At 68.3% G+C, this 26,743-nt stretch carries 1 protein-coding gene (only partly in view); it reads right to left on the bottom strand.

Annotated features, from left to right (window positions below):
• A protein-coding gene (locus OWM54_RS01995) for a non-ribosomal peptide synthase/polyketide synthase (protein WP_267696488.1) crosses the window boundary here: on the bottom strand, positions 1 to 26,743 show its 5' portion. It extends 18,707 nt beyond the left edge of the window; only the first 26,743 of its 45,450 coding nucleotides appear in the window; the start codon lies at positions 26,741 to 26,743; the stop codon falls past the left edge of the window.

Raw genomic sequence — 26,743 nt, 5'->3', positions numbered from 1 at the left:
AGAGGCCGTGCGCGGACTCGGTGATGGACAGCGTGAGGTCGAGTCGCGCGGTGCCCGTGCCGCTGCCCAACGGACGGAAGGTGAGGCCAGGGACCTCCAGCTCCGTGTCCGGCTGGTTCTGGAGCACCAGCTTGACCTGGAAGAGCGGAGCGAAGCCCAGGCCTCGACCGGGGTTGAGGTCCTTGACCAGCTCCTCGAAGGGCAGGTCCTGGTGCGCGTACGCGCCCAGCGTGTCCGTCTTCACGCGTGAGAGCAGCTCGCGGAACGACGGGTCTCCACCCAGCCGCGCGCGCAGGGCGAGCTGATTGATGAAGAAGCCGATGAGGCCCTCGGTCTCCGCGCGGTTGCGGTTCGCGATGTCCGTGCCGAGGACGAAGTCCTCCTGGCCCGAGTAGCGCGACAGCACGACCTGGAAGCCCGCGAGCAACGCCATGAACAGCGTGGAGCCCTCTTCACGGCACAGCGCCTGGAGTGAATCCACCAGCGAGCGCGGCAGGACTCGGCCCACCATCGCGCCCTGGAATCCTTGCACCACGGGACGGGGGAAGTCGGTGGGCAGGTCCAGCTGCGGCGCCGCGCCGGACAGGTGCGTCCGCCACCACGAGAGCTGGGCCTCGAGCGCGTCACCCTGCAGCCAATCACGCTGCCACGCCGCGTAGTCGGCGTACTGGATGGGCAGCTCGGGCAGCCGCGCGGGCTGGCCCGTCACGAACGACGCGTAGAGCTCGGTGGATTCGCGCACCAGCAGCCCCATGGACCAGCCGTCCGTGGCGATGTGATGCAGCGTCAGCATCAGCACGTGCTGCGTGGCCTCCAGCCGCAGCAGCGACGCGCGCAGCACGGGGCCTCGGCCCAGGTCGAACGGGCGCTTCGCCTCGGCGAGCACGCGCCGCTGGACCTCCGCCTCGCGAGCCTCACCCGTCAGCGAGGACAGGTCCTCGACGGGCATCGGCACGGGCGCGGGTGCGTGGATGACCTGGACAGGGCCCTCCTGGAACGTGGTGCGCAGCACCTCGTGACGGCGCACGAGCTCGGTGATGGCCTGTCGCAGGGCCTCGACGTCCACCACGCCCTCGAGCCGCAGCGCGATGGGCATGTTGAACGTCGGGCTGTCCGGCTGGAGCTTGTCGAGGAACCACAGGCGCTGCTGTGCGAAGGACAGCGGCAGCGGCCGGCTCCGGTCCGCCGGGACGAGGGGCGGCACCTTCGTCTCGGCGGCGTACTGCTCCAGGCGCTCGGCGAGGCCCGCGACGGTGGGCGCCTCGAACAGCTCGCGCAGCGGGAGCTCCACGTTGAACGCGGCCCGGATGCGCGAGACGACCTGCGTGGCGAGCAGCGAGTGTCCACCCAGCGCGAAGAAGCTGTCGGTGGCACCCACGCGCGGCAGCTTGAGCACGGCGGCGAACAGCTCCGCGAGCTTCTCTTCCGCGGGCGTGCGGGGCGCGATGAACGTCGCATCTCCGCGCAGGCTCTCCGCGTCGGGCGCCGGCAGCAGCCGCCGGGCGATCTTCCCGCTCGGCGTCAGCGGGAGCGCGTCCAGCGTGAGGAAGACGGACGGCACCATGTACTCGGGCAACTGTCCGAGCAGCGCCGAGCGCAGCGCGCCCGGAGTCAGCGCGGCGCCGGACTCCCCCGTGGGAACGACGTAGCCCACCAAGCGCTTGTCGCCGGGCACGTCCTCGCGCACCACGGCCGCCGCGTCCCGGATTCCCGGGAGCGCACGCAGCGAGGCCTCGACCTCGCCCAACTCGACGCGGAAGCCTCGCAGCTTCACCTGACCGTCCAGGCGTCCCAGGAACTCGACGGTGCCGTCCGCCTTCCAGCGCGCGGAGTCACCGGTGCGGTAGAGCCGCGCGCCCGGAGCCTTGCTGAACGGATGCGGGACGAACTTCTCGGCCGTCAGCTCTGGACGGCCCGGGTAGCCGAGCGCCAGGTGCTCGCCGCCGATGTGGAGCTCGCCCGGCACGCCGATGGGCGTCGGCTGTCCCATCGCATCCAGCACGAACAACTGCGTGTGCGGCAGCGGCGCGCCGATGGACGGCAGGCGCGGCCAGGACGCGGGCGCACCCTGGAGTCGGTGCGCGGAGACGACGTGCGTCTCGGACGGGCCGTACTGGTTCTCGAGCACGCACCCGGGCAGCCGCTCGAAGAGGGCCACGAGCGAGGGAGTGACCTGGAGCTGCTCACCGGCCGTGACGACCTCGCGCAGGGACACGGGCAGCGTGGCGCCGTGCGCGACGGCGTCGGCGATGGCCTGGAGCGCGACGAACGGGAGGAACAGTCGCTCCACGCCCTGCGCCTGGATGAAGTCGAGCAGCGCGGGCACGTCCTGGCGCAGCCCGCCCGTGGGCAGCACGAGCGTTCCACCCGCCCACCACGTGGAGAACAGCTCCTGGCAGGACACGTCGAAGCTGAGCGACGCGAACTGGAGCGTCGTGGCCTGGGGCTTGCGCGACTGGCGGAGCTGCCACGTGAACAGGTTGCTCAGCGCTCGATGCGGCAGCGCGACACCCTTGGGCCGGCCTGTGGAGCCGGACGTGTAGATGACGTACGCGGGCGCATCGGGCGACAGCGTCACCGTGAGCGCGTGCGTGGGCTTCGTGGTGATGACCTCGGCCTCGATATCGAGGAGGAGGTTCCGCACGGAGCCGGCGACCGGGAGCGAATCCCGGAGGCTGGAGTGCGACAGGACGACGCGCGTACCCGAGTCCTCCAGCATGAAGGCGAGGCGCTCCGCAGGGTAGTTCGGGTCGAGCGGCAGGTAGGCCGCTCCGGCCTTCAGCGTGGCGAGGACCGCCACCGCCATGTCGAGCGACTTCTCCAGGCAGATGCCGACCGTGGCGCCCGCGAAGACACCATGCTGACGCAGCACGTGCGCGAGCTGGTTGGCCCGCGCGTCGAGCTGGGCGTAGGTGAGCGCCGTCGTGCCGTCCGAGACCGCGATGGCCTCGGGCGTCCGCGCGGCCTGGACCTCCACGGGGTGGTGGATGGCCACGGGCACGTGCGGCGCGTGCGCCGTGTCGTTCCACTCCGTGAGGAGCTGCTGACGCTCGTGGGTGCTCAGCAGCGGCAGTCGGGCGAGCGACTGGCTCGCGTCGGAGACCGCCGAGGCGAGCAGTCGGGTGAGGTGCTCACCCATGCGCTGGGCCGTGCTCCGGTCGAACAGGTCCGTGTTGAACTCGAGCAGACCGTGGATGTCGTCGCCGGTGTCGACCAGCAGCAGCGAGAGGTCGAACTTGGCTGTTCCGCTGTCGACCTCGAGGCTGCGAGGGGCTCCGGCCGGGACGCCCTCGGCGCGGGCCGTCTGCAGACCGAGCATGGCCTGGAAGAGCGGCGAGCGGCTGAGGTCGCGCTGCGGCTGGAGCTCCTCGATGAGCTTCTCGAAGGGGACGTCCTGGTGCTCGTAGGCGGCGAGCGTGGACTCTCGCACCTGGGCGAGCAGCTTGCGGAACGTCATGTCCATCCGCGTCCGGGTCCGGAGCGCGAGCGTGTTGACGAAGAAGCCGATGATGCCCTCGAGCTCGGCCCGCTGCCGGTTGGCGATGGGCGAGCCCACGACGATGTCGTCCTGACCCGAGTAGCGGGCGAGCAGGACATTGAAGGCGGACAACAACACCATGAAGGGCGTGACGCCCTCGCGCTGGCACAGGGTGCGAAGTGCGGTGGTGAGCTCCGCGCCGAGCCTCACCGGCAGGTTGGCGCCGTGGGCCGACTGCACGGCCGGACGAGGACGGTCCGTGGGCAGCTCCAGGGCATGCGGCGCCCCCGAGAGGTGCTCGCGCCACCAGGCGACCTGCTGGGCGAGGACGTCATCACGCAGCCAGCTTCGCTGCCAGGCGGCGTAGTCGGCGTACTGGAGCGACAGCGGGGCGAGCGGCGACGGCAGGCCGCGCGAGAACGCGGCGTACAGCTCGCCGACCTCGCGGCCGAAGATGCCGCTGGACCAACCGTCCGAGACGATGTGGTGCACGGTGACGAGCAGCACGTGACGCTGCTCGGAGAGCCGCAGCAGCGTGGCCCGCACCAGCGGCGCGCGCGTCAGGTCGAAGGGCTTCTGGATTTCGAGCGTCGCGAGCTTCTGGGCCTCGGCCTCGCGTGCCTGCTCGGGCAGCTGGCCCAGGTCCACCACGGAGACCGACAGCGTGGCGTCCGGATGGATGCGCTGGACGGGCTCACCGTCCTCGCGAGTATGGAAGCTGGTGCGCAGCGACTCGTGGCGACGCACGAGCTCCCGGAGCGCGCGCGTGAGGGCCTCGGTGTCCAGCGCCCCGTCGAGCTGGAGCGCGCTGGGGATGTTGTAGAACGGGCTGTCCGGCTGGAGCTTGTCGAGGAACCACAGGCGCTGCTGCGCGAACGAGAGCGGCAGCTCCCCCGTGCGCGGCACGGGCGCCAAGGGCGGGAGCTGGAGGCCGTGACGCTCCTGACGCGCGGACTCGATGCGCGTCGCGAGCTGGGCCACCGTGGAGGCCTCGAAGAGCGCCCGCACCGGCAGCTCGACGCCGAATGACTGACGCACCCGCGACACGAGCTGCGTGGCGAGGAGCGAGTGTCCGCCCAACTCGAAGAAGCTGTCGGTGACGCCGACGCGCTCGACGTGGAGCACGGAGGCGAAGAGGGATGCGAGGAGCTGCTCCGTCGGCGTGCGGGGCGCGGTGTATTCGCGGGCCGTGGCGAGACGCTCCGGCGCGGGGAGTGCCCTGCGGTCGGCCTTGCCACTCGGCGTCAGCGGCATGGCCGCCAGGTGCATGAAGACCGAGGGCACCATGTACTCGGGCAGCCGAGGTTCGAGGTGTGCGCGGAGCTGCGCCTGGGTCAGCGACTCCGCGTCGCCCGTGACGTAGGCGACGAGGCGTGCGTCACCCGCGACGTCTTCGCGCACGGTGACGATGGCATCGCGCACGGACGGGTGCGCGAGCAGCGCGTTCTCGACTTCACCGAGCTCGATGCGGAAGCCACGCAGCTTGACCTGGAAGTCGGAGCGGCCGAGGTACTCGAGGGTGCCATCGGGGAGCCAGCGAGCGAGGTCACCGGTGCGGTAGAGGCGCGCGCCGGGAGAGTCGCTGAAGGCGTCGGGGATGAAGCGCTCTGCGGTGAGGTGAGGAGAGCGCCAGTAGCCGAGGCCGACCTGGACACCGCCGATGAAGAGCTCGCCCGGGACACCGACGGGGGCGGGTTGCCCCTGGGAGTCGAGGACGTAGAGGCGGGTGTTGGCGACGGGCCTGCCGATGGGGATGGAGGAGAGGGAGGAGCCGCGAGCGCAGTGGAAGAAGGAGACGTCGACGGCGGCCTCGGTGGGGCCGTAGAGGTTGTGGAGCTCGGAGGAGGGGTGAAGGCGCGAGTGGGCGCGGTGGACGAGGTCCGCGGGGAGTGCCTCACCGGAGCAGAGGACGCGGCGCAGGTGATTGAGGGAGTCGAGCCCCGGCTCCTCGAGGAAGGCGCGGAGCATGGAGGGGACGAAGTGGACGGTGGAGACGCGCTCGTCGGAGAGGAGGCGGACGAGGTAGGCGGGGTCCTGGTGTCCGCCGGGCCTGGCGAGGACGAGGCGAGCGCCGGTGAGAAGGGGCCAGAAGAACTCCCAGACGGAGACGTCGAAGCTGAAGGGAGTCTTCTGGAGGACGGTGTCGAGGGCGGTGAGGGAGTACTGCTGCTGCATCCAGAGGAGGCGGTTGACGACACCGGAGTGGGCGTTCATGGCGCCCTTGGGGCGGCCGGTGGAGCCCGAGGTGAAGATGACGTAGGCGAGGGAGTCCGGGCCCGCGAGAGGGGAGGGAGAGGCGGAGGACTGAAGGGAGACGGCGTCCCACTGGGTGTCGAGGCAGAGCACCTGGGAGGCGTGCTGAGGCAGGACGGAGGTCAGGTGTGAGTGGGTGAGGAGGACGGGAGCCTGGGCGTCCTCGAGCATGCCGGCGAGACGCTCGCGGGGGTAGGCGGGGTCGAGGGGGACGTAGGCGGCGCCGGACTTGAGGACGGCGAGGAGTGAGACGACGAGGTCGAGGGAGCGCTCGAGGCAGACGGCGACGAGCAGGCCCGGGCGGGCGCCGAGAGAGCGCAGGTGGTGGGCGAGCTGGTTGGAGCGGGCGTCGAGCTGAGCGTAGGAGAGGGACGCGCCCTCGAAGCGGAGGGCTTCGGCGTGAGGCGTGCGGAGGGCCTGGGCCTCGAAGAGGGAGTGGAGGGTGGCGTCCTCGGGGTAGCGGACATGCTCGCCCTGGAAGTCGGAGAGCAGGGTCTGCGTCTCGGTGGCCGAGAGGAGCTTCAGGCTGTGCAGCGGCTGGTCGACGTGTGTGGTCGCCTCGGTGAGCAGGCTCGTGAAGTGGCGAGCCATGCGCTCCACGGTGGAGGCGTCGAACAGGTCTGAGTTGTAGTCCAGCGCGCCCTGCAGCTTGCCTCCAACCTCGCTCATACCGAGGAAGAGGTCGAACTTGGCGGAGTGCAGTTCGGAGGTGAGGACGTCGAGCTCGAGGCCAGGGAGGTCGAGGTCCTCGTCGGGAGTGTTCTGGTAGACGAAGGACACCTGGAACAGCGGCGAGCGGCTGAGGTCGCGCTGCGGCTGGAGTTCCTCGACGAGCTTCTCGAAGGGGATGTCCTGGTGCTCGAACGCGGCGAGCGTGGACGCACGCGTGTGGGTGAGCAGCTCCCGGAAGGAGTGCTCGGGGTTGATGCGCGCGCGGTGGACCAGCGTGTTGACGAAGAAGCCGATGAGGCCCTCCGTCTCGGCGCGGTTGCGGTTGGCGATGGGCGAGCCCACCGAGATGTCGTCCTGCCGTGAGTAGCGCGACAGGAGGACCTGCCAGCCAGCGAGCAGCACCATGAACGGCGTCGCGTTCTCCCGCTGCGCGAGCGCCTTCACCGCCTGCGTCAGCTCCGTCGAGAGCGTGAACGGAAGGACCGCGCCGTTGTAGGTCTGGACGGCGGGACGAGGCCTGTCGGTGGGCAGCTCGATGGCGGCGGGAGCCCCCGCGAGCTGATTGCGCCACCAGCCGAGCTCCTTCTCGAGCACGTCACCGTGCAGCCACTGGCGTTGCCAGACGGAGAAGTCGGCGTACTGGATGGGAAGCGGCGCGAGCTGCGTGGGCTCGTTGCCGGAGAACTGGCGATAGAAGGCCGCCAGCTCGCGGACCATGACGGAGATGGACCAGCCGTCGGACGCGATGTGGTGGATCGTGACGAGCAGCCTGTGCTCCCGCGCATCCAGACGGACGAGTGAGGCACGGACCACGGGGCCCCGAGCCAGGTCGAACGGACGCACGGCCTCCTGGGAGGCCAACCGCTGGGCCTCGGCCTCACGCTCCTGTGCGGGCAGGGCGGACAGGTCGATGACCGGCATCTCCAGCACGAAGTCCGGCTGGATGACCTGGACGGGCTGGCCGTCGTGGACCGCGAAGTGAGTGCGGAGCACCTCGTGGCGCGCGAGGAGCGCGTTGAGCGACTGATGCAGCGCGCTGACGTCGAGTGAACCGGAGAGCTTGAGGGCCCAGGGGATGTTGTAGGTGGAGGAGCCGGGCTGGAGCTGGTCGAGGAACCAGAGGCGCTGCTGAGCGAAGGAGAGAGGCAGCGGCTGGGAGCGGTCGACAGGGACGAGAGGAGGCTGGCGGGAAGCGGAGCCGTGCTGCTCGAGGCGCTGAGCGAGGAGGGCGACGGTGGGGGCGGCGAAGAGCTCACCGAGAGGCAGCTCGACGCTGAGGGCGGAGCGGATGCGAGAGACGACCTGGGTGGCGAGGAGAGAGTGGCCACCCAGCTCGAAGAAGTCGCCGTGGAGGCTGACGCGCTCCAGGCCGAGGACGTCGGCGAAGATGGAGGCGAGGCGAGCCTGGGCGGGAGTGGAAGGCTCGACGAATTCGTCAGCGGAAGCCGCCAAGGCGAAGTCGGGAGCAGGGAGCGACTTGCGGTCGAGCTTGCCGTTGGCGGAGAGGGGGAAGGCCGACAGCGAGACGAAAGCCGAGGGCACCATGTACTCGGGCAGTCGTTGCTGGAGGAAACCCTTGAGCGCGGTGGTATCGACGGACTGCTCTTCTGCGGCGGTGAAGTAGGCGACGAGGCGCTTGTCACCAGGGACGTCCTCACGAGCGAGGACGACGGCCTCCTGGATGCCGGAGAAGAGACGCAGAGCGGCCTCGACTTCGCCGAGCTCGATGCGGAAGCCACGAATCTTCACCTGGAAGTCGTTGCGGCCGAGGAACTCGAGGGTGCCGTCGGAGAGCCAGCGAGCCTTGTCGCCAGTGCGGTAGAGGCGAGCACCGGGGGCGCTGCTGAAGGGGTGAGGGACGAAGCGCTCGGCGGTGAGGTCCGCGCGGTTGAGGTAGCCCCAAGCCAGGCCGTCACCACCGACGAAGAGCTCTCCGGGAACGCCCGGAGGAAGCGGCTGGAAGGCGGAGTCGAGAACGAAGGCAGAGGAGTTGGAGAGAGGCGAGCCGATGGGGACGGAGCGGGAGACTTCGTCACCGTGGCGGAGGGCGTGAGTGGCGGAGAAGGTGGTGTTCTCGGTGGGGCCGTAGCCGTTGACGAGGACGTGGCCTTCGGGGAGGCGGGCGAGGTGCTCACGGACGCGGTGAGGAGGCAGCACGTCACCACCGGCGAGCAACTGGCGCACGCCCGCCAAAGCAGAAGGCTGGTGGGCAACCATCTGCTCAAAGAGAGCCGCGGTCAGCCAGAGAGAGGAGACCTTCTCGCGGGAGAGGACAGCACCCAACTCCTCCAGGGAGAGGGAGTGGGGGGGCGCGAGGACGAGCTTCGAGCCGTGAAGCAGGGCCCCCCAGATTTCGAGGGTGGAGGCGTCGAAGGCGACAGGAGCGGCGTGGAGCCAGACTTCGGAGGCACCGAAGTGGATGAAGGAAGAAGAGACGAGGCGAGTGACGCCACGGTGGGGAACGCAGACACCCTTGGGCTCGCCGGTGGAGCCTGAGGTGAACATGACGTAGGCGAGGTCGTCGCCAGAGACGTCAGAGGGCAGCGCAGTCGTGGGGCGACGTGAGATGCGAGAGGCCTCTTCATCGACGAGGAGGAGGACGGCGCCGAAGGCCGGCAAGTCGTCTGCGACGTCGGAGTGGGAGACGAGGACGCCTGCGCCGGACTCGCGGAGGACGAAGGAGAGGCGCTCGGAGGGCCAGGCCTTGTCGAGAGGGACGTAGGACGCGCCGGCCTTGAGGATGGCCAGCAGGGAGACGATGAGGTCCGCGGAGCGGTCGAGGCGAACAGCGACGCGAGAGCCGGGGAGGACACCCAGTGCGCGCAGGTGGTGGGCAAGCTGGTTGGAGCGCGTGTCGAGCTGCGAGTAGGTGACAGCCTCATTCCCCGAGACAACAGCGACTGCGTCGGGTGAACGGGCCACCTGCTGCTCGAACAGCGAATGCACGCTCGCGTTGCGCGGGTAATCCGTGACGGTGTTGTTCCACGTCGAGAGCACGGCCTGCTTCTCGGCGGACGTGAGCAGCGGAATCTGGCGGAGCTGCGTCTCCGGTGAAGAGACGACCTCGATCAAGAGCACCGAGAAGTGCTGTGCGAGGCGCTCCATCGAGGTCGCGTCGAACAGGTCGGTGTTGTAGTTGATGATGCCGGAGAAGCCGTCCTTGCCCTCTTCGAGGAGGAGGCTGAAGTCGTACTTGGACGTCTCGATGCTCGGAGGCACGCCACCCAGCGTGACTCCAGGGAGCGTCAGTGCCTCTTCCGGAGCGTTCTGAAGCGTGAGCGTGACCTGGAACAGGGGCGAACGGCTGAGGTCGCGCTGCGGCTGCAATTCCTCGACGAGCTTCTCGAACGGGATGTCCTGGTGCTCGTAGGCCGCGAGGGTGTTCAGGCGCACCTGTCCCAGCAGCTCGCGGAATGAACGCCGCGCGTCGATGCGTGAGCGCAGGACGAGGGTGTTGACGAAGAAGCCGATGAGGCCCTCCGTCTCGGAGCGGTTGCGGTTCGCGATGGGCGAACCCACGGAGATGTCGTCCTGTCCTGAGTAGCGAGAGAGCAGGAGCTGGAAGGAGGCCAGCAGGACCATGAAGGGCGTGGCACCTTCGCGCTGGGCCAGCTCCTTCACCTGGGTGCTGAGGTGCTTGGAGAGCGCCACAGGCACGACGGCGCCGCCGTAAGTCTGGATGGCGGGACGAGGCCTGTCCGTGGGTAGCTCCAGCGCCGGAGAAGCGTCCGCGAGCTGCTTGCGCCACCAGTCGATCTCCGAGGCGAGGACGTCGCCATGGAGCCACTGGCGCTGCCAGACGGAGAAGTCAGCGTACTGGATGGGCAGGGGCGCGAGCTGCGCGGCTTCTCCACCGGAGAACTGGCGGTAGAAGGCGGCGATTTCCCGCGTGATGACCGCGATGGACCAACCATCCGAGATGATGTGGTGGGCGGTGACGAGGAGCAGGTAGTCCTCGTCGCTCAGTCGCACCAGTGACGCGTGCACGAGCGGACCGCGGGACATGTCGAACGAGTACAGCGCCTCCGCGCGCGTCAGTCGTTCGGCTTCGGTTTCGCGAGCCGCGGGCTCCAGTCCTCGCAGGTCGATGACAGGCAGATCGAGTCGAACGTCAGGACGAATGAGCTGAACGGGCTGACCGTCGTGGACCGCGAAGTGAGTACGGAGCACCTCGTGGCGAGCGAGGAGTGCGTTGAGCGACTGGCGCAGCGCGCTGACATCGAGTGAGCCGGAGAGCTTGAGGGCCCAGGGGATGTTGTAGGTGGAGGAGCCGGGCTGGAGCTGGTCGAGGAACCAGAGACGCTGCTGAGCGAAGGAGAGAGGCAGCGGCTGGGAGCGGTCGACGGGGACGAGAGGCGGCTGACGGGAAGCGGAGCCGTGCTGCTCGAGGCGCTGAGCGAGGAGCGCGACGGTGGGCGCGGCGAAGAGCTCACCGAGGGGCAGTTCGACGCTGAAGACGGAGCGGATGCGAGAGACGACCTGGGTGGCGAGGAGGGAGTGGCCACCGAGCTCGAAGAAGTCGCCGTGGAGGCTGACGCGCTCCAGGCCGAGGACGTCGGCGAAGATGGAAGCGAGACGGGCCTGTGCGGGAGTGGAAGGCTCGACGAATTCGTCGGCGGAAGAGGCCGAGGCGAAGTCAGGAGCAGGCAGAGACTTCCTGTCGAGCTTGCCGTTGGCGGAGAGGGGGAAGGCCGACAGCGAGACGAAAGCCGAGGGCACCATGTACTCGGGCAGCCGCTGCTGGAGGAAGGCCTTGAGCGAGGTGGTGTCGACGGAAGAGGCGCCAGAGGTGAAGTAGGCGACGAGGCGCTTGTCACCGGGGACGTCCTCACGAGCGAGGACGACGGCCTCCTGGATGCCGGAGAAGAGACGCAGAGCGGCCTCGGCTTCACCCAGTTCGATGCGGAAGCCACGAATCTTCACCTGGAAGTCGTTGCGGCCGAGGAACTCGAGGGTGCCGTCGGAGAGCCAGCGAGCCTTGTCGCCAGTGCGGTAGAGGCGAGCACCGGGCGAGCTGCTGAAGGGGTGAGGGACGAAGCGCTCGGCGGTGAGGTCGGCGCGGTTGAGGTAACCCCAAGCCAGGCCGTCGCCGCCGACGAAGAGCTCTCCGGGAACGCCCGGAGGAAGCGGCTGGAAGGAGGAGTCGAGGACGAAGGCGGAGGAGTTGGAGAGAGGCGAGCCGATGGGGACGGAGCGGGAGACAGCGTCACCGTGGCGAAGGGCGTGGGTGGCGGAGAAGGTGGTGTTCTCGGTGGGGCCGTAGCCGTTGACGAGGACGTGGCCTTCGGGGAGGCGGGCGAGGTGCTCACGGACGCGGTGAGGAGGCAGCACGTCGCCGCCGGCGAGCAACTGGCGCACGCCAGAGAGGGCGACGGGCTGGTGGGCAACCATCTGCTCGAAGAGAGCCGCGGTCAGCCAGAGAGAGGAGACCTTCTCGCGGGAGAGGACGGCCCCCAACTCCTCCAGGGAGAGGGAGTGGGGAGGCGCGAGGACGAGCTTGGAGCCGTGAAGGAGCGCACCCCAGATTTCGAGGGTGGAGGCGTCGAAGGCGACGGGAGCGGCGTGGAGCCAGACTTCGGAGGCACCGAAGTGGATGAAGGAAGAAGAGACGAGGCGAGTGACGCCGCGGTGAGGGACGCAGACACCCTTGGGCTCGCCGGTGGAGCCCGAGGTGAACATGACGTAGGCGAGGTCATCGCCTGTCACTTCGGAAGCAAGCGCAGTCGTGGGGCGACGTGAGATGCGAGAGGCCTCCTCATCGACGAGGAGGAGGACGGCGCCGAAGGCCGGCAAGTCGTCCGCGACGTCGGAGTGGGAGATGAGGACGCCGGCAGCGGACTCACGGAGGACGAAGGAGAGGCGCTCGGAGGGCCAGGCCTTGTCGAGGGGGACGTAGGCCGCGCCGGCCTTGAGGATGGCCAGCAGGGAGACGATGAGGTCAGCGGAGCGGTCGAGGCGGACCGCGACGCGAGAGCCAGGGAGGACACCGAGGGCGCGCAGGTGGTGGGCGAGCTGGTTGGAGCGCGCGTCGAGCTGCGAGTAGGTGACAGCCTCATCCCCGGAGACAACGGCGACGGCCTCCGGTGAACGGACCACCTGCTGTTCGAAGAGCGAGTGGATGCTGGCATCGCGCGAGTAGGCGGACTGCGCACCGTTCCATGCGGGGAGCAGTTGCTTCTCTGCCGGTGTGAGCATCGACACGAGGCCGAGCTGTCTGTCGGGGCTGGTGAGAAGCCCATCGAGGAGCACCGCGTAGTGACGAGCGAGGCGCTCCATCGAGGCCGCTTCGAACAGATCGGTGTTGTAGTTGATGATGCCCGAGAAGCCTTCGCTTCCTTCGTCGAGGAGAAGGCTGAAGTCGTACTTGGACGTCTCGATGCTGGGCGGGAGGGCGTCGAGGCTGAGCCCGGGAAGCGTCAGAGCCCCCTCGGGTGCGTTCTGGAGCGTGAGCGTGACCTGGAACAGGGGCGAACGGCTGAGGTCACGCTGAGGCTGGAGTTCCTCGACGAGCTTCTCGAAGGGGACATCCTGGTGCTCGTAGGCCGCGAGGGTGTTCAGGCGCACCTGTCCCAGCAGCTCACGGAAGGACTGCCTGCCATCCAGGCGTGAACGGAAGACGAGGGTGTTGACGAAGAAGCCGATGAGGCCCTCCGTCTCGGAGCGGTTTCGGTTGGCGACGGGCGAGCCGACCGAGACGTCGTCCTGTCCCGAGTAGCGAGAGAGCAGGAGCTGGAAGGAAGCCAGCAAGACCATGAAGGGCGTGGCGCCCTCGCGCTGGGCCAGTTCCTTCACCTGGGTGCTGAGGTGCTTGGAGAGTGCCACAGGCACGACGGCGCCACCGTACGTCTGGATGGCGGGCCGGGGCCTGTCCGTGGGTAGCTCGAGAGAAGTGGAAGCGCCGGCGAGTTGCTTGCGCCACCAGTCGATCTCCGAGGCGAGGACGTCGCCGTGGAGCCACTGGCGCTGCCAGACGGAGAAGTCGGCGTACTGGATGGGCAGGGGAGCGAGCTGCGCGGCCTCTCCACTGGAGAACTGACGGTAGAAGGCCGCGATCTCTCGGGCGATGACGGAGATGGACCAACCGTCGGAGATGATGTGATGGGCGGTGACGAGGAGGAGGTACTCCTCATCGCTCATCCTCACCAAGGTCGCGTGAACAAGAGGGCCCTGAGCGAGGTTGAAGGAGTGCTGGGCCTCCTGTCGCATCATCGCTTGTGCTTCGGTCTCGCGAGCGGCCGGATCCAAGCGACGCAGGTCGACGACAGGAAGATCGAGCTGAACATCAGGACGGATGACCTGAACGGGCTGACCGTCGTGGACCGCGAAGTGAGTGCGGAGCACCTCGTGGCGCGCGAGGAGCGCGTTGAGCGACTGATGCAGCGCGCTGACATCGAGTGAGCCGGAGAGCTTGAGGGCCCAGGGGATGTTGTAGGTGGAGGAGCCGGGCTGGAGCTGGTCGAGGAACCAGAGGCGCTGCTGAGCGAAGGAGAGAGGCAGCGGCTGGGAGCGGTCGACAGGGACGAGAGGAGGCTGACGGGAAGCGGAACCGTGCTGCTCCAGACGCTGAGTGAGGAGCGCGACGGTGGGGGCGGCGAAGAGCTCACCAAGAGGCAGCTCGACGCTGAAGGCGGAGCGGATGCGAGAGACGACCTGGGTGGCGAGGAGGGAGTGGCCACCGAGCTCGAAGAAGTCGCCGTGGAGGCTGACGCGCTCCAGGCCGAGGACGTCGGCGAAGATGGAAGCGAGACGAGCCTGTGCGGGAGTGGAAGGCTCGACGAATTCGTCGGCGGAAGAGGCCGAGGCGAAGTCAGGAGCAGGGAGTGCCTTGCGGTCGAGCTTGCCGTTGGCAGAGAGAGGGAAGGCCGACAGCGAAACGAAAGCCGAGGGCACCATGTACTCGGGCAGTCGTTGCTGGAGGAAACCCTTGAGCGCGGTGGTATCGACGGAAGAGTCGCCTGAGGTGAAGTAGGCGACGAGGCGCTTGTCGCCGGGGACATCCTCACGAGCGAGGACGACGGCCTCCTGGATGCCGGAGAAGAGGCGCAGAGCGGCCTCGACTTCACCCAGCTCGATGCGGAAGCCACGAATCTTCACCTGGAAGTCGTTGCGGCCGAGGAACTCGAGGGTGCCGTCGGAGAGCCAGCGAGCCTTGTCGCCGGTGCGGTAGAGGCGAGCACCGGGGGCGCTGCTGAAGGGATGGGGGACGAAGCGCTCGGCGGTGAGGTCGGCGCGGTTGAGGTAGCCCCAAGCCAGGCCGTCACCACCGACGAAGAGCTCGCCCGGGACGCCCGGAGGAAGCGGCTGGAAGGCGGAGTCGAGGACGAAGGCGGAGGAGTTGGAGAGAGGCGAGCCGATGGGGACGGAGCGGGAGACTTCGTCACCGTGGCGGAGGGAGTGAGTGGCGGAGAAGGTGGTGTTCTCGGTAGGGCCGTAGCCGTTGACGAGGACGTGGCCTTCGGGGAGGCGAGCGAGGTGCTCACGGACGCGGTGAGGCGGCAGCACGTCACCACCAGCGAGCAACTGGCGGACACCCGCCAAAGCAGAAGGCTGGTGGGCAACCATCTGCTCGAAGAGGGCCGCCGTCAGCCAGAGAGAGGAGACCTTCTCGCGGGAGAGGACGGCACCCAACTCCTCCAGGGAGAGGGAGTGGGGAGGCGCGAGGACAAGCTTCGAGCCATGAAGGAGCGCACCCCAGATTTCGAGGGTGGAGGCGTCGAAGGCGACAGGAGCGGCGTGGAGCCAGACTTCCGAAGCGCCGAAGTGGATGAAGGAAGAAGAGACGAGGCGAGTGACGCCGCGGTGAGGGACGCAGACACCCTTGGGCTCGCCGGTGGAGCCCGAGGTGAACATGACGTAGGCGAGGTCATCGCCTGTCACTTCGGAAGCAAGCGCAGTCGTGGGGCGACGTGAGATGCGAGAGGCCTCCTCATCGACGAGGAGGAGGACGGCGCCGAAGGCCGGCAAGTCATCCGCGACGTCGGAGTGGGAGATGAGGACGCCGGCGGCGGACTCACGGAGGACGAAGGAGAGGCGCTCGGAGGGCCATGCCTTGTCGAGGGGGACGTAGGCCGCGCCGACCTTGAGGATGGCCAGCAGGGAGACGATGAGGTCCGTGGAGCGGTCGAGGCGAACCGCGACGCGAGAGCCGGGGAGGACACCCAGGGCGCGCAGGTGGTGGGCGAGCTGGTTGGAGCGCGCGTCGAGCTGCGAGTAGGTGACAGCCTCATCCCCGGAGACAACGGCGACGGCCTCCGGCGAACGGAGCACCTGCTGTTCGAACAGCGCATGCACGCTCGCGTTGCGCGGATACTCGACGGCAGTGCCACTCCAGCTCGTGAGGACCTGTACCTTCTCCTCCGTGGAGATGATGGGCAGGTCATCCAGCGTCAGATCGGGGCGAGTGACCGCGGCCTCGAGCAACACGGTGAAGTGACGGAGCAGGCCCTTCATGGTGGCCGCTTCGAACAGATCGGTGTTGTAGTTGATGATGCCCGAGAGCTGCTCGGCCTCCGTGAACAAGAGGCTGAAGTCGAACTTCGACGTGTTGATCTCGGCTGGCAGCGCCGTGATGTCGAGTCCCGAGAGCGCCAGAGATGACTCCGGCGCGTTCTGCAGGGTCAACGAGACCTGGAACAAAGGGGAACGGCTGAGGTCGCGCTGAGGCTGGAGTTCCTCGACGAGCTTCTCGAAGGGAACGTCCTGGTGCTCGTAGGCGGAGAGCGTGCTCAGGCGCACCTGTCCCAACAGCTCGCGGAACGAACGCTGTCCTTCGATTCGCGCACGCAGGACCAGTGTATTGACGAAGAAACCGATGAGACCTTCGGTCTCGGAGCGGTTGCGGTTGGCGACGGGGGAGCCGACCGAGATGTCGTCCTGTCCAGAGTACTTGGAGAGCAGGAGCTGGAAGGAAGCCAGCAGGACCATGAAGGGCGTGGCGCCCTCGCGCTGGGCCAGGGCCTTGACGGCCTGAGTGAGTTCCCGAGAGAGCTCGATGGGGAGCACGGCGCCGCGGTAGGACTGAACGGCGGGGCGAGGCTTGTCAGTGGGCAGCTCGAGCGCGGAAGCGGCGCCCGAGAGCTGCTGACGCCACCAGTCGAGCTCGGAGGCGAGGACGTCGCCGTGGAGCCACTGGCGCTGCCAGACGGAGAAGTCGGCGTACTGGATGGGCAGGGGGGCGAGCTGCGCGGCCTCTCCGCCCGAGTACTCGCGGTAATACGCACCCAGCTCGCGGACCATGACCGCGATGGACCAACCGTCCGAGATGATGTGGTGGACGGTGACGAGCAGCAGATGCTGCTCGTCATCCGTGCGGATGAGTGAGGCACGGACCAGTGGCCCTCGGGCCAGGTCGAACGGTCGCGAGGCCTCTTCCCGCGTGAGTCGCTCGGTGGTGGCCTCCTGCTGTGCAGGCGCGATGCCTCGCAGATCCACCAAAGGCAGTTCGAGCCGGAGATCGTCCTGGATGATTTGGACGGGCTGTCCTTCGTGCGTGGAGAAGCGAGTGCGAAGGACCTCGTGGCGTTGAGTCAGAGCCTGGAGGGACTTGAGGAGAGCGGAGGAGTCGAGTGCGCCGGAGAGCTTGAGGACCCAGGGGATGTTGTAGGTGGAGGAGCCGGGCTGGAGCTGGTCGAGGAACCAGAGGCGCTGCTGAGCGAAGGAGAGAGGCAGCGGCTGGGAGCGGTCGACAGGGAGGAGAGGAGGCTGGCGGGAAGCGGAGCCGTGCTGGTCGAGGCGCTGAGCGAGGAGCGCGACGGTGGGCGCGGCGAAGAGCTCACCGAGAGGCAGTTCGACGCTGAAGGCGGAGCGGATGCGAGAGACGACCTGGGTGGCGAGGAGGGAGTGGCCACCGAGCTCGAAGAAGTCGCCGTGGAGGCTGACGCGCTCCAGGCCGAGGACGTCGGCGAAGATGGAAGCGAGACGAGCCTGTGCGGGAGTGGAAGGCTCGACGAATTCGTCGGCGGAAGAGGCCGAGGCGAAGTCAGGAGCAGGCAGAGACTTCCTGTCGAGCTTGCCGTTGGCGGAGAGGGGGAAGGCCGACAGCGAGACGAAAGCCGAGGGCACCATGTACTCGGGCAGCCGCTGCTGGAGGAAGCCCTTGAGCGCGGTGGTATCGACGGAAGAGTCGCCAGAGGTGAAGTAGGCGACGAGGCGCTTGTCGCCAGGGACATCCTCACGAGCGAGGACGACGGCGTCCTGGATGCCGGAGAAGAGACGCAGAGCGGCCTCGACTTCGCCGAGCTCGATGCGGAAGCCACGAATCTTCACCTGGAAGTCGTTGCGGCCGAGGAACTCGAGGGTGCCGTCAGAGAGCCAGCGAGCCTTGTCGCCAGTGCGGTAGAGGCGAGCACCGGGCGAGCTGCTGAAGGGGTGAGGGACGAAGCGCTCGGCGGTGAGGTCGGCGCGGTTGAGGTAACCCCAAGCCAGGCCGTCGCCGCCGACGAAGAGCTCTCCGGGAACGCCCGGAGGAAGCGGCTGGAAGGAGGAGTCGAGGACGAAGGCGGAGGAGTTGGAGAGAGGCGAGCCGATGGGGACGGAGCGGGAGACAGCGTCACCGTGGCGAAGGGCGTGGGTGGCGGAGAAGGTGGTGTTCTCGGTGGGGCCGTAGCCGTTGACGAGGACGTGGCCTTCGGGGAGGCGGGCGAGGTGCTCACGGACGCGGTGAGGAGGCAGCACGTCGCCGCCGGCGAGCAACTGGCGCACGCCAGAGAGGGCGACGGGCTGGTGGGCAACCATCTGCTCGAAGAGAGCCGCGGTCAGCCAGAGAGAGGAGACCTTCTCGCGGGAGAGGACGGCCCCCAACTCCTCCAGGGAGAGGGAGTGAGGAGGCGCGAGGACGAGCTTCGAGCCGTGGAGCAGGGCCCCCCAGATTTCGAGGGTGGAGGCGTCGAAGGCGACGGGAGCGGCGTGGAGCCAGACTTCGGAGGCACCGAAGTGGATGAAGGAAGAAGAGACGAGGCGAGTGACGCCGCGGTGAGGAACGCAGACACCCTTGGGCTCGCCGGTGGAGCCTGAGGTGAACATGACGTAGGCGAGGTCATCGCCGGAGACGTCAGAGGGCAGCGCAGTCGTGGGGCGACGTGAGATGCGAGAGGCCTCCTCATCGACGAGGAGGAGGACGGCGCCGAAGGCAGGCAAGTCGTCTGCGACGTCGGAGTGGGAGATGAGGACGCCGGCGCCGGACTCACGAAGGACGAAGGAGAGGCGCTCGGAAGGCCAGGCCTTGTCGAGGGGGACGTAGGCCGCGCCGGCCTTGAGGATGGCCAGCAGGGAGACGATGAGGTCAGCGGAGCGGTCGAGGCGGACCGCGACGCGAGAGCCAGGGAGGACACCGAGGGCGCGCAGGTGGTGGGCGAGCTGATTGGAGCGCGTGTCGAGCTGCGAGTAGGTGACAGCCTCATCCCCGGAGACAACGGCGACGGCCTCCGGCGAACGGACCACCTGCTGCTCGAACAGCGCATGCACGCTCGCGCTGCGCGGATACGCCCGGGCCGTCTCGTTCCACGTCGAGAGCACCTGCTGCTTCTCGTGAGCACTCAGTGCCGAGAGCGTGCTCAGAGACTGCTCGGGCCGAGAGACGGCCGTCTCGAGCAGCACGGTGAAGTGGCGAAGCAGGCCCTGCATGGTGGCCGCTTCGAACAGGTCGGTGTTGTAGTTGAGGACGCCCGAGAACCGGTCGCCTTCATCGAACAACAGGCTGAAGTCATACTTCGATGTGTTGATTTCAGCGGGGACCGGCTCGAGCACCAGGCCCGAGAGCGCGAGGGCGGCCTCGGGTGCGTTCTGCAGCGTGAGGGTGACCTGGAAGAGCGGGGAGCGGCTCAGGTCACGCTGGGGCTGGAGTTCCTCGACGAGCTTCTCGAAGGGGACATCCTGATGCTCATAAGCCGCGAGGGTGTTCAGGCGCACCTGTCCCAGCAGTTCGCGGAAGGACTGCCTGCCATCGATCCGGGCGCGGAAGACGAGCGTGTTGACGAAGAAGCCGATGAGGCCTTCGGTCTCGGAGCGGTTGCGGTTGGCGACGGGGGAGCCGACCGAGATGTCGTCCTGTCCAGAGTACTTGGAGAGCAGGAGCTGGAAGGAAGCCAGCAGGACCATGAAGGGCGTGGCGCCCTCGCGCTGGGCCAGGGCCTTGACGGCCTGAGTGAGTTCCCGAGAGAGCTCGATGGGGAGCACGGCGCCGCGGTAGGACTGAACGGCGGGGCGAGGCTTGTCAGTGGGCAGCTCGAGCGCGGAAGCGGCGCCCGAGAGCTGCTGACGCCACCAGCCGAGCTCAGAGGCGAGGACGTCGCCGTGGAGCCACTGGCGCTGCCAGACGGAGAAGTCGGCGTACTGGATGGGCAGGGGGGCGAGCTGCGCGGCCTCTCCCCCGGAGAACTGACGGTAGAGGGCTGCGAGTTCGCGCAGGATGACGGCAATGGACCAGCCGTCGGACGCGATGTGGTGAACGGTGACGAGCAGCAGATGCTGCGATGCGGTCAGGCGGACGAGTGACGCCCTGACCACGGGCCCCTGCGCGAGGTCGAACGGACGCAGTGCCTCCTGCGAGGCCAACCGCTGGGCCTCGGCCTCTCGCTCCTGTTCCGAGCGCGAGGAGAGGTCGGTGACCGGCAGTTCCAGAGAGAAGTCCCGGTCGATGAGCTGGACGGGCTGACCCTCGTGAACGGCGAAGCGAGTACGCAAAGCCTCATGTCGCTGGATGAGCGAGTTGAGGGAGAGGCGCAGCGCGTTCACATCGAGTGCGCCAGAGAGCTTGAGGACCCAGGGGATGTTGTAGGTGGAGGAGCCGGGCTGGAGCTGGTCGAGGAACCAGAGGCGCTGCTGAGCGAAGGAGAGAGGCAGCGGCTGGGAGCGGTCGACAGGGACGAGAGGAGGCTGGAGGGAAGCGGAGCCGTTCTGGTCGAGGCGCTGAGCGAGGAGCGCGACGGTGGGCGCGGCGAAGAGCTCACCGAGGGGCAGTTCGACGCTGAAGGCGGAGCGGATGCGAGAGACGACCTGGGTGGCGAGGAGGGAGTGGCCACCGAGCTCGAAGAAGTCGCCGTGGAGGCTGACGCGCTCCAGGCCGAGGACGTCGGCGAAGATGGAGGCGAGACGGGCCTGTGCGGGAGTGGAAGGCTCGACGAATTCGTCGGCGGAAGAGGCCGAGGCGAAGTCAGGAGCAGGCAGAGACTTCCTGTCGAGCTTGCCGTTGGCGGAGAGGGGGAAGGCCGACAGCGAAACGAAAGCCGAGGGCACCATGTACTCGGGCAGTCGCTGCTGGAGGAAGGCCTTGAGCGAGGTGGTGTCGACGGACTGCGCTTCTGCGGCGATGAAGTAGGCGACGAGGCGCTTGTCACCGGGGACGTCCTCACGAGCGAGGACGACGGCGTCCTGGATGCCGGAGAAGAGGCGCAGAGCGGCCTCGACTTCGCCGAGCTCGATGCGGAAGCCACGAATCTTCACCTGGAAGTCGTTGCGGCCGAGGAACTCGAGGGTGCCGTCAGAGAGCCAGCGAGCCTTGTCGCCAGTGCGGTAGAGGCGAGCACCGGGGGCGCTGCTGAAGGGGTGAGGGACGAAGCGCTCGGCGGTGAGGTCCGCGCGGTTGAGGTAGCCCCAAGCCAGGCCGTCGCCACCGACGAAGAGCTCGCCCGGGACGCCAGGAGGCAGCGGCTGGAAGGCGGAGTCGAGGACGAAGGCGGAGGAGTTGGAGAGAGGCGAGCCGATGGGGACGGAGCGGGAGACAGCGTCACCGTGGCGGAGGGAGTGAGTGGCGGAGAAGGTGGTGTTCTCGGTGGGGCCGTAGCCGTTGACGAGGACGTGGCCTTCGGGGAGGCGGGCGAGGTGCTCACGGACGCGGTGAGGCGGCAGCACGTCACCGCCGGCGAGCAACTGGCGCACGCCAGAGAGCGCGACGGGCTGGTGGGCAACCATCTGCTCGAAGAGAGCAGCGGTCAGCCAGAGAGAGGAGACCTTCTCGCGGGAGAGGACGGCCCCCAACTCCTCCAGGGAGAGGGAGTGGGGAGGCGCGAGGACAAGCTTCGAGCCATGAAGGAGCGCACCCCAGATTTCGAGGGTGGAGGCGTCGAAGGCGACAGGAGCGGCGTGGAGCCAGACTTCCGAAGCGCCGAAGTGGATGAAGGAAGAAGAGACGAGGCGAGTGACGCCGCGGTGGGGAACACAGACACCCTTGGGCTCGCCGGTGGAGCCCGAGGTGAACATGACGTAGGCGAGGTCATCGCCCGTCACTTCGGAAACAAGCGCAGTCGTGGGCCGACGTGAGATGCGAGAGGCCTCCTCATCGACGAGGAGGAGGACGGCGCCAAAGGCAGGCAAGTCGTCCGCGACGTCGGAGTGGGAGATGAGGACGCCGGCGGCGGACTCACGGAGGACGAAGGAGAGGCGCTCGGAGGGCCAGGCCTTGTCGAGGGGGACGTAGGACGCGCCGGCCTTGAGGATGGCCAGCAGGGAGACGATGAGGTCCGTGGAGCGGTCGAGGCGAACCGCGACGCGAGAGCCGGGGAGGACACCCAGGGCGCGCAGGTGGTGGGCGAGCTGGTTGGAGCGCGCGTCGAGCTGCGAGTAGGTGACAGCCTCATCCCCGGAGACAACGGCGACGGCCTCCGGTGAACGGACCACCTGCTGTTCGAACAGCGCATGCACGCTCGCGCTGCGCGGATACGCCCGGGCCGTCTCGTTCCACGTCGAGAGCACCTGCTGCTTCTCGGCGGACGTGAGCAACGGAAGCCGCGCGAGCTGCATGTCGGGCGTGGAGACTGCCTCGGTGAGCAGCACGGAGAAGTGGCGCGACAGGCCCTCGATGGTCGCTGCGTCGAACAGGTCGGTGTTGTAGTTGAAGACACCCGCGAATCCGCCCGAGCCCTCCTCGAGCAGCAAGCTGATGTCGAATTTCGACGTCTCCAGCTCCGGCGGAAGCTGCGTGAGCGTGATGCCGGGGAGCGTCAGCGTGGCGCTCGGCGTGTTCTGCAGGGTGAGGGTGACCTGGAACAGGGGCGAGCGGCTCAGGTCACGCTGGGGCTGCAGTTCCTCGACGAGCTTCTCGAACGGGACGTCCTGGTGCTCGTAGGCGGCGAGGGTGCTCAGACGCACCTGTCCCAGCAGCTCACGGAACGTGCGCTGCGTGTCGATGCGCGAGCGCAGGACGAGCGTGTTGACGAAGAATCCGACCAGGCCCTCGGTCTCCGCGCGGTTGCGGTTCGCGATGGGCGAGCCCACGGAGACGTCGTCCTGGCCCGAGTATCGCGAGAGCACGAGCTGCCAGGCCGCGAGCAGGACCATGAACGGTGTGGCCCCCTCGCGCTGCGCGAGCGCCTTCACCGCGTTGCTCAGACTCCCGGAGAGTTCGATCGGAAGCACCGCGCCGCGCTCGGTCTGCGCGGCCGGACGCGGCCTGTCCGTGGGCAGCTCCAACGCCGACGGCGCACCCGTCAGCTGTTCCCTCCACCAATCCAACTCGCCCCGGAGCCTCTCACCGTCGAGCCACTGCCGCTGCCAGACGGAGAAGTCCGCGTACTGGATGGGGAGCGACGCGAGCTGCGCGGCTTCTCCACCGGAGAACTGGCGGTAGAAGGCCCCCAGCTCACGGACCATGATCTCCGTGGACCATCCATCCGAGATGATGTGGTGGACGGTGACGAGCAGCAGATGCTGTCGCGCATCCAGCCGCAACAGAGAGGCTCGGACCAGCGGTCCACGAGCCAGGTCGAACGGACGGAGCGCCTCTTCGCGCATCAGTCGACGCGCTTCCTCCTCGCGCGGCTGTCCATCCAACCCAGCGAGCTCCACCACGGGCAGCTCGACCTCGGCTTCGGGCCGGATGACCTGGAGGGGCTGTGAATCACGAACGACGAAGTGCGTGCGCAGCACCTCATGGCGCTGAACGAGCGCGCGCAGCGCCTGCCTCAGGGCCGCGACATCCAGCGAGCCCTCCAGTCGCAGCGCCGCGGGCAGGTTGTACGACGCAGTGCCGGGCTGGAGCTGATCCAGGAACCACAGGCGTTGCTGCGCGAACGACAGCGGAATCGCACCCGCCCGAGAGACAGGCGCCAGCTTCGCCGCGCCGTCGGATTCCCCCTGCGACAGCGCTCCGAGCCGCTTCGCGAGCAGCTCTACTGTCGGCGCCTCGAAGAGGTCCCGCAACGGCAACGTGACGCCCGTGGCGGAGCGCAGCTGCGCAACCAACCGCGTTCCCAACAGCGAGTGTCCACCCAGCTCGAAGAAGTGGTCGGTGGCACCGACCTGCTCGACCCGGAGGACCGAGGCGAACAGGGACGCAAGCAACTGCTCCGTCGGCGTGCGAGGCGCGACGAACTCCCGCGCGACAGGGACGAAGTCAGGCGCGGGGAGCGCCTTGCGGTCCACCTTGCCGCTGGGGCTCAGCGGGAGCGCGTCGAGGAAGACGAACGCGGACGGCACCATGTACTCGGGCAGGCGCTGGGAGAGCGCATCCCGGAGGGCCGAGGCGTCCTGTGACGTGGAGACGAGATAGGCGACGAGACGCGCCTCGTCGCGCACGGTGACGACCGCATCGGAGACGGACGGAACCGAACGCAGCGCGTTCTCGACTTCACCGAGCTCGATGCGGAAGCCACGCAGCTTGACCTGGAAGTCGGAGCGGCCGAGGTACTCGAGGGTGCCGTCGGGGAGCCAGCGAGCGAGGTCACCGGTGCGGTAGAGGCGCGCGCCGGGAGAATCGCTGAAGGCATCGGGGATGAAGCGCTCTGCGGTGAGGTGAGGGGAGCGCCAGTAGCCGAGGCCGACCTGGACACCGCCGATGAAGAGCTCGCCCGGGACACCGACGGGGGCGGGTTGCCCCTGGGAGTCGAGGACGTAGAGGCGGGTGTTGGCGACGGGCCTGCCGATGGGGATGGAGGAGAGGGAGGAGCCGCGAGCGCAGTGGAAGAAGGAGACGTCGACGGCGGCCTCGGTGGGGCCGTAGAGGTTGTGGAGCTCGGAGGAGGGGTGAAGGCGCGAGTGGGCGCGGTGGACGAGGTCCGCGGGGAGTGCCTCACCGGAGCAGAGGACGCGGCGCAGGTGATTGAGGGAGTCGAGCCCCGGCTCCTCGAGGAAGGCGCGGAGCATGGAGGGGACGAAGTGGACGGTGGAGACGCGCTCGTCGGAGAGGAGGCGGACGAGGTAGGCGGGGTCCTGGTGTCCGCCGGGCCTGGCGAGGACGAGGCGAGCGCCGGTGAGAAGGGGCCAGAAGAACTCCCAGACGGAGACGTCGAAGCTGAAGGGAGTCTTCTGGAGGACGGTGTCGAGGGCGGTGAGGGAGTACTGCTGCTGCATCCAGAGGAGGCGGTTGACGACACCGGAGTGGGCGTTCATGGCGCCCTTGGGGCGGCCGGTGGAGCCCGAGGTGAAGATGACGTAGGCGAGGGAGTCCGGGCCCGCGAGAGGGGCGGGGGAGGCGGAGGACTGACGGGAGACGGCGTCCCACTGGGTGTCGAGGCAGAGCACCTGGGAGGCGTGCTGAGGCAGGACGGAGGTCAGGCGTGAGTGGGTGAGGAGGACGGGGGCCTGGGCGTCCTCGAGCATGCCGGCGAGACGCTCGCGCGGGTAGGCGGGGTCGAGGGGGACGTAGGCGGCGCCGGACTTGAGGACGGCGAGGAGTGAGACGACGAGGTCGAGGGAGCGCTCGAGGCAGACGGCGACGAGGAGGCCCGGGCGGGCGCCGAGGGAGCGCAGGTGGTGGGCGAGCTGGTTGGAGCGGGCGTCGAGCTGAGCGTAGGAGAGAGACGCGCCCTCGAAGCGGAGGGCTTCGGCGTGAGGCGTGCGGAGGGCCTGGGCCTCGAAGAGGGAGTGGAGGGTGGCGTCCTCGGGGTAGCGGACGTGCTCGCCCTGGAAGTCGGAGAGCAACTGGACGTGCTCATCCTGGGTGAGCAACGGCAGCTCGGACAGACGGGTGTCCGGGTTGGCGGCCACCGCGCCGAGCAGCGTGTAGAAGTGCCCACGCAGCCGCTGGACCGTCGTCACGTCGAAGAGGTCGGTGTTGTACTCGAGCCAACCGAAGATCTCGTCCGGCCGGTCCTCGCGCAGCTCCAGCAGCAGGTCGAACTTGGCCGAGCCCGGGTCCACGAGCAGATACGTGGACTGGAGTCCCGGCATGGACAGGTCCTGGCGCGGGGTGTTCTGGAAGCTGAACATCACCTGGAACAGCGGGTGACGGCTCAGGTCGCGCGGAGGCTGCAGCTCCTCGACGAGCTTCTCGAACGGCAGCTCCTGGTGCGCGTACGCCGCCATGCACACGTCCTTCGCGCGGCGCAGCAGCTCGCGGAAGGTGGGGTTGCCGCCCAGGTCGTTGCGCAGCACCAGCGTGTTGACGAAGAAGCCGATCAACGACTCCAGCTCCGGCACGTTGCGGCCGGCGATGGGAGAGCCGACGGTGATGTCCGTCTGCCGCGAGTGACGGTGCATCAGCGTCTGGAACGTCGCCAGCAACGTCATGAAGAGGGTGGCGCCCTCCTGCTGGCTCACTTCCTTCAGCGCGCGTGTGAGCGCCACCGGGAGCGTGACGAACTGACGCGAGCCCCGGTACGTCTGGCGCACGGGACGCGGCCTGTCGGTGGGCAGCTCCAGCGGCGCGGGCAGCGTCTTCAGGTGCTGCTTCCAGAAGTCGAGCTCGACGCGCAGCCGCTCGCCCTGCATCCGCTCGCGCTGCCACTCCGCGAAGTCCGAGTACTGGATGGCGAGCTCGGGAATCGCGGGCGATTGTCCCGTGACCTCCGCGGCGTAGAACGCCATCAGCTCGCGCACGAAGACGCCCAGCGACCAGCGGTCCGTCACCAGGTGGTGCATGGTGACGAGCGCCACGTGGTTGTCGGGCCCCAGGCGCAGTACCTTGCCGCGCAGCAGCGGACCCTTCGCCAGGTCGAACAGGCGCTGGGACTCCTCGCTGGTACGGCGCTCCACCTCCGCGTCCTGCTCCTCCTTGGCCAGCGCGGAGATGTCCTCCACGGGGATGCTCAGCGTCAGCTCCGGCAGGACGACCTGCACGGGGAGCCCGTCGTCGCGCGCGGCGAACACCGTGCGCAGCGACTCGTGCCGGCGCACCACCTGGTTCACGCACCGCTCCAGCAGCGGGATGTCCAATGTGCCGGTGAACTGCACGGTGATGTGGACGTTGTAGGCGAACGCCTGGCCGCCCTCGAGCTGATCCACCACCCACAGCCGCTGCTGCGGGAAGGACGCGGGCGCCGGCTCGGTGCTGGCGCGACGCGGAATGGTCCGCTCGAGTGCCTGGGCCGACGAGGCCTGCAGCTGGCCCTTCTTCTCCTTGAGGAGCAACTCGTACAGCGCGCGCTGCTTGGGAGTGAGCTTGTCGAGGTTCTTGGAACTACCGCTCAT

It is taken from the genome of Myxococcus sp. MISCRS1 (genome assembly GCF_026626605.1).
Classification (GTDB): domain Bacteria; phylum Myxococcota; class Myxococcia; order Myxococcales; family Myxococcaceae; genus Myxococcus; species Myxococcus fulvus.
This window is presented reverse-complemented; position numbering and strand designations above follow the sequence as displayed.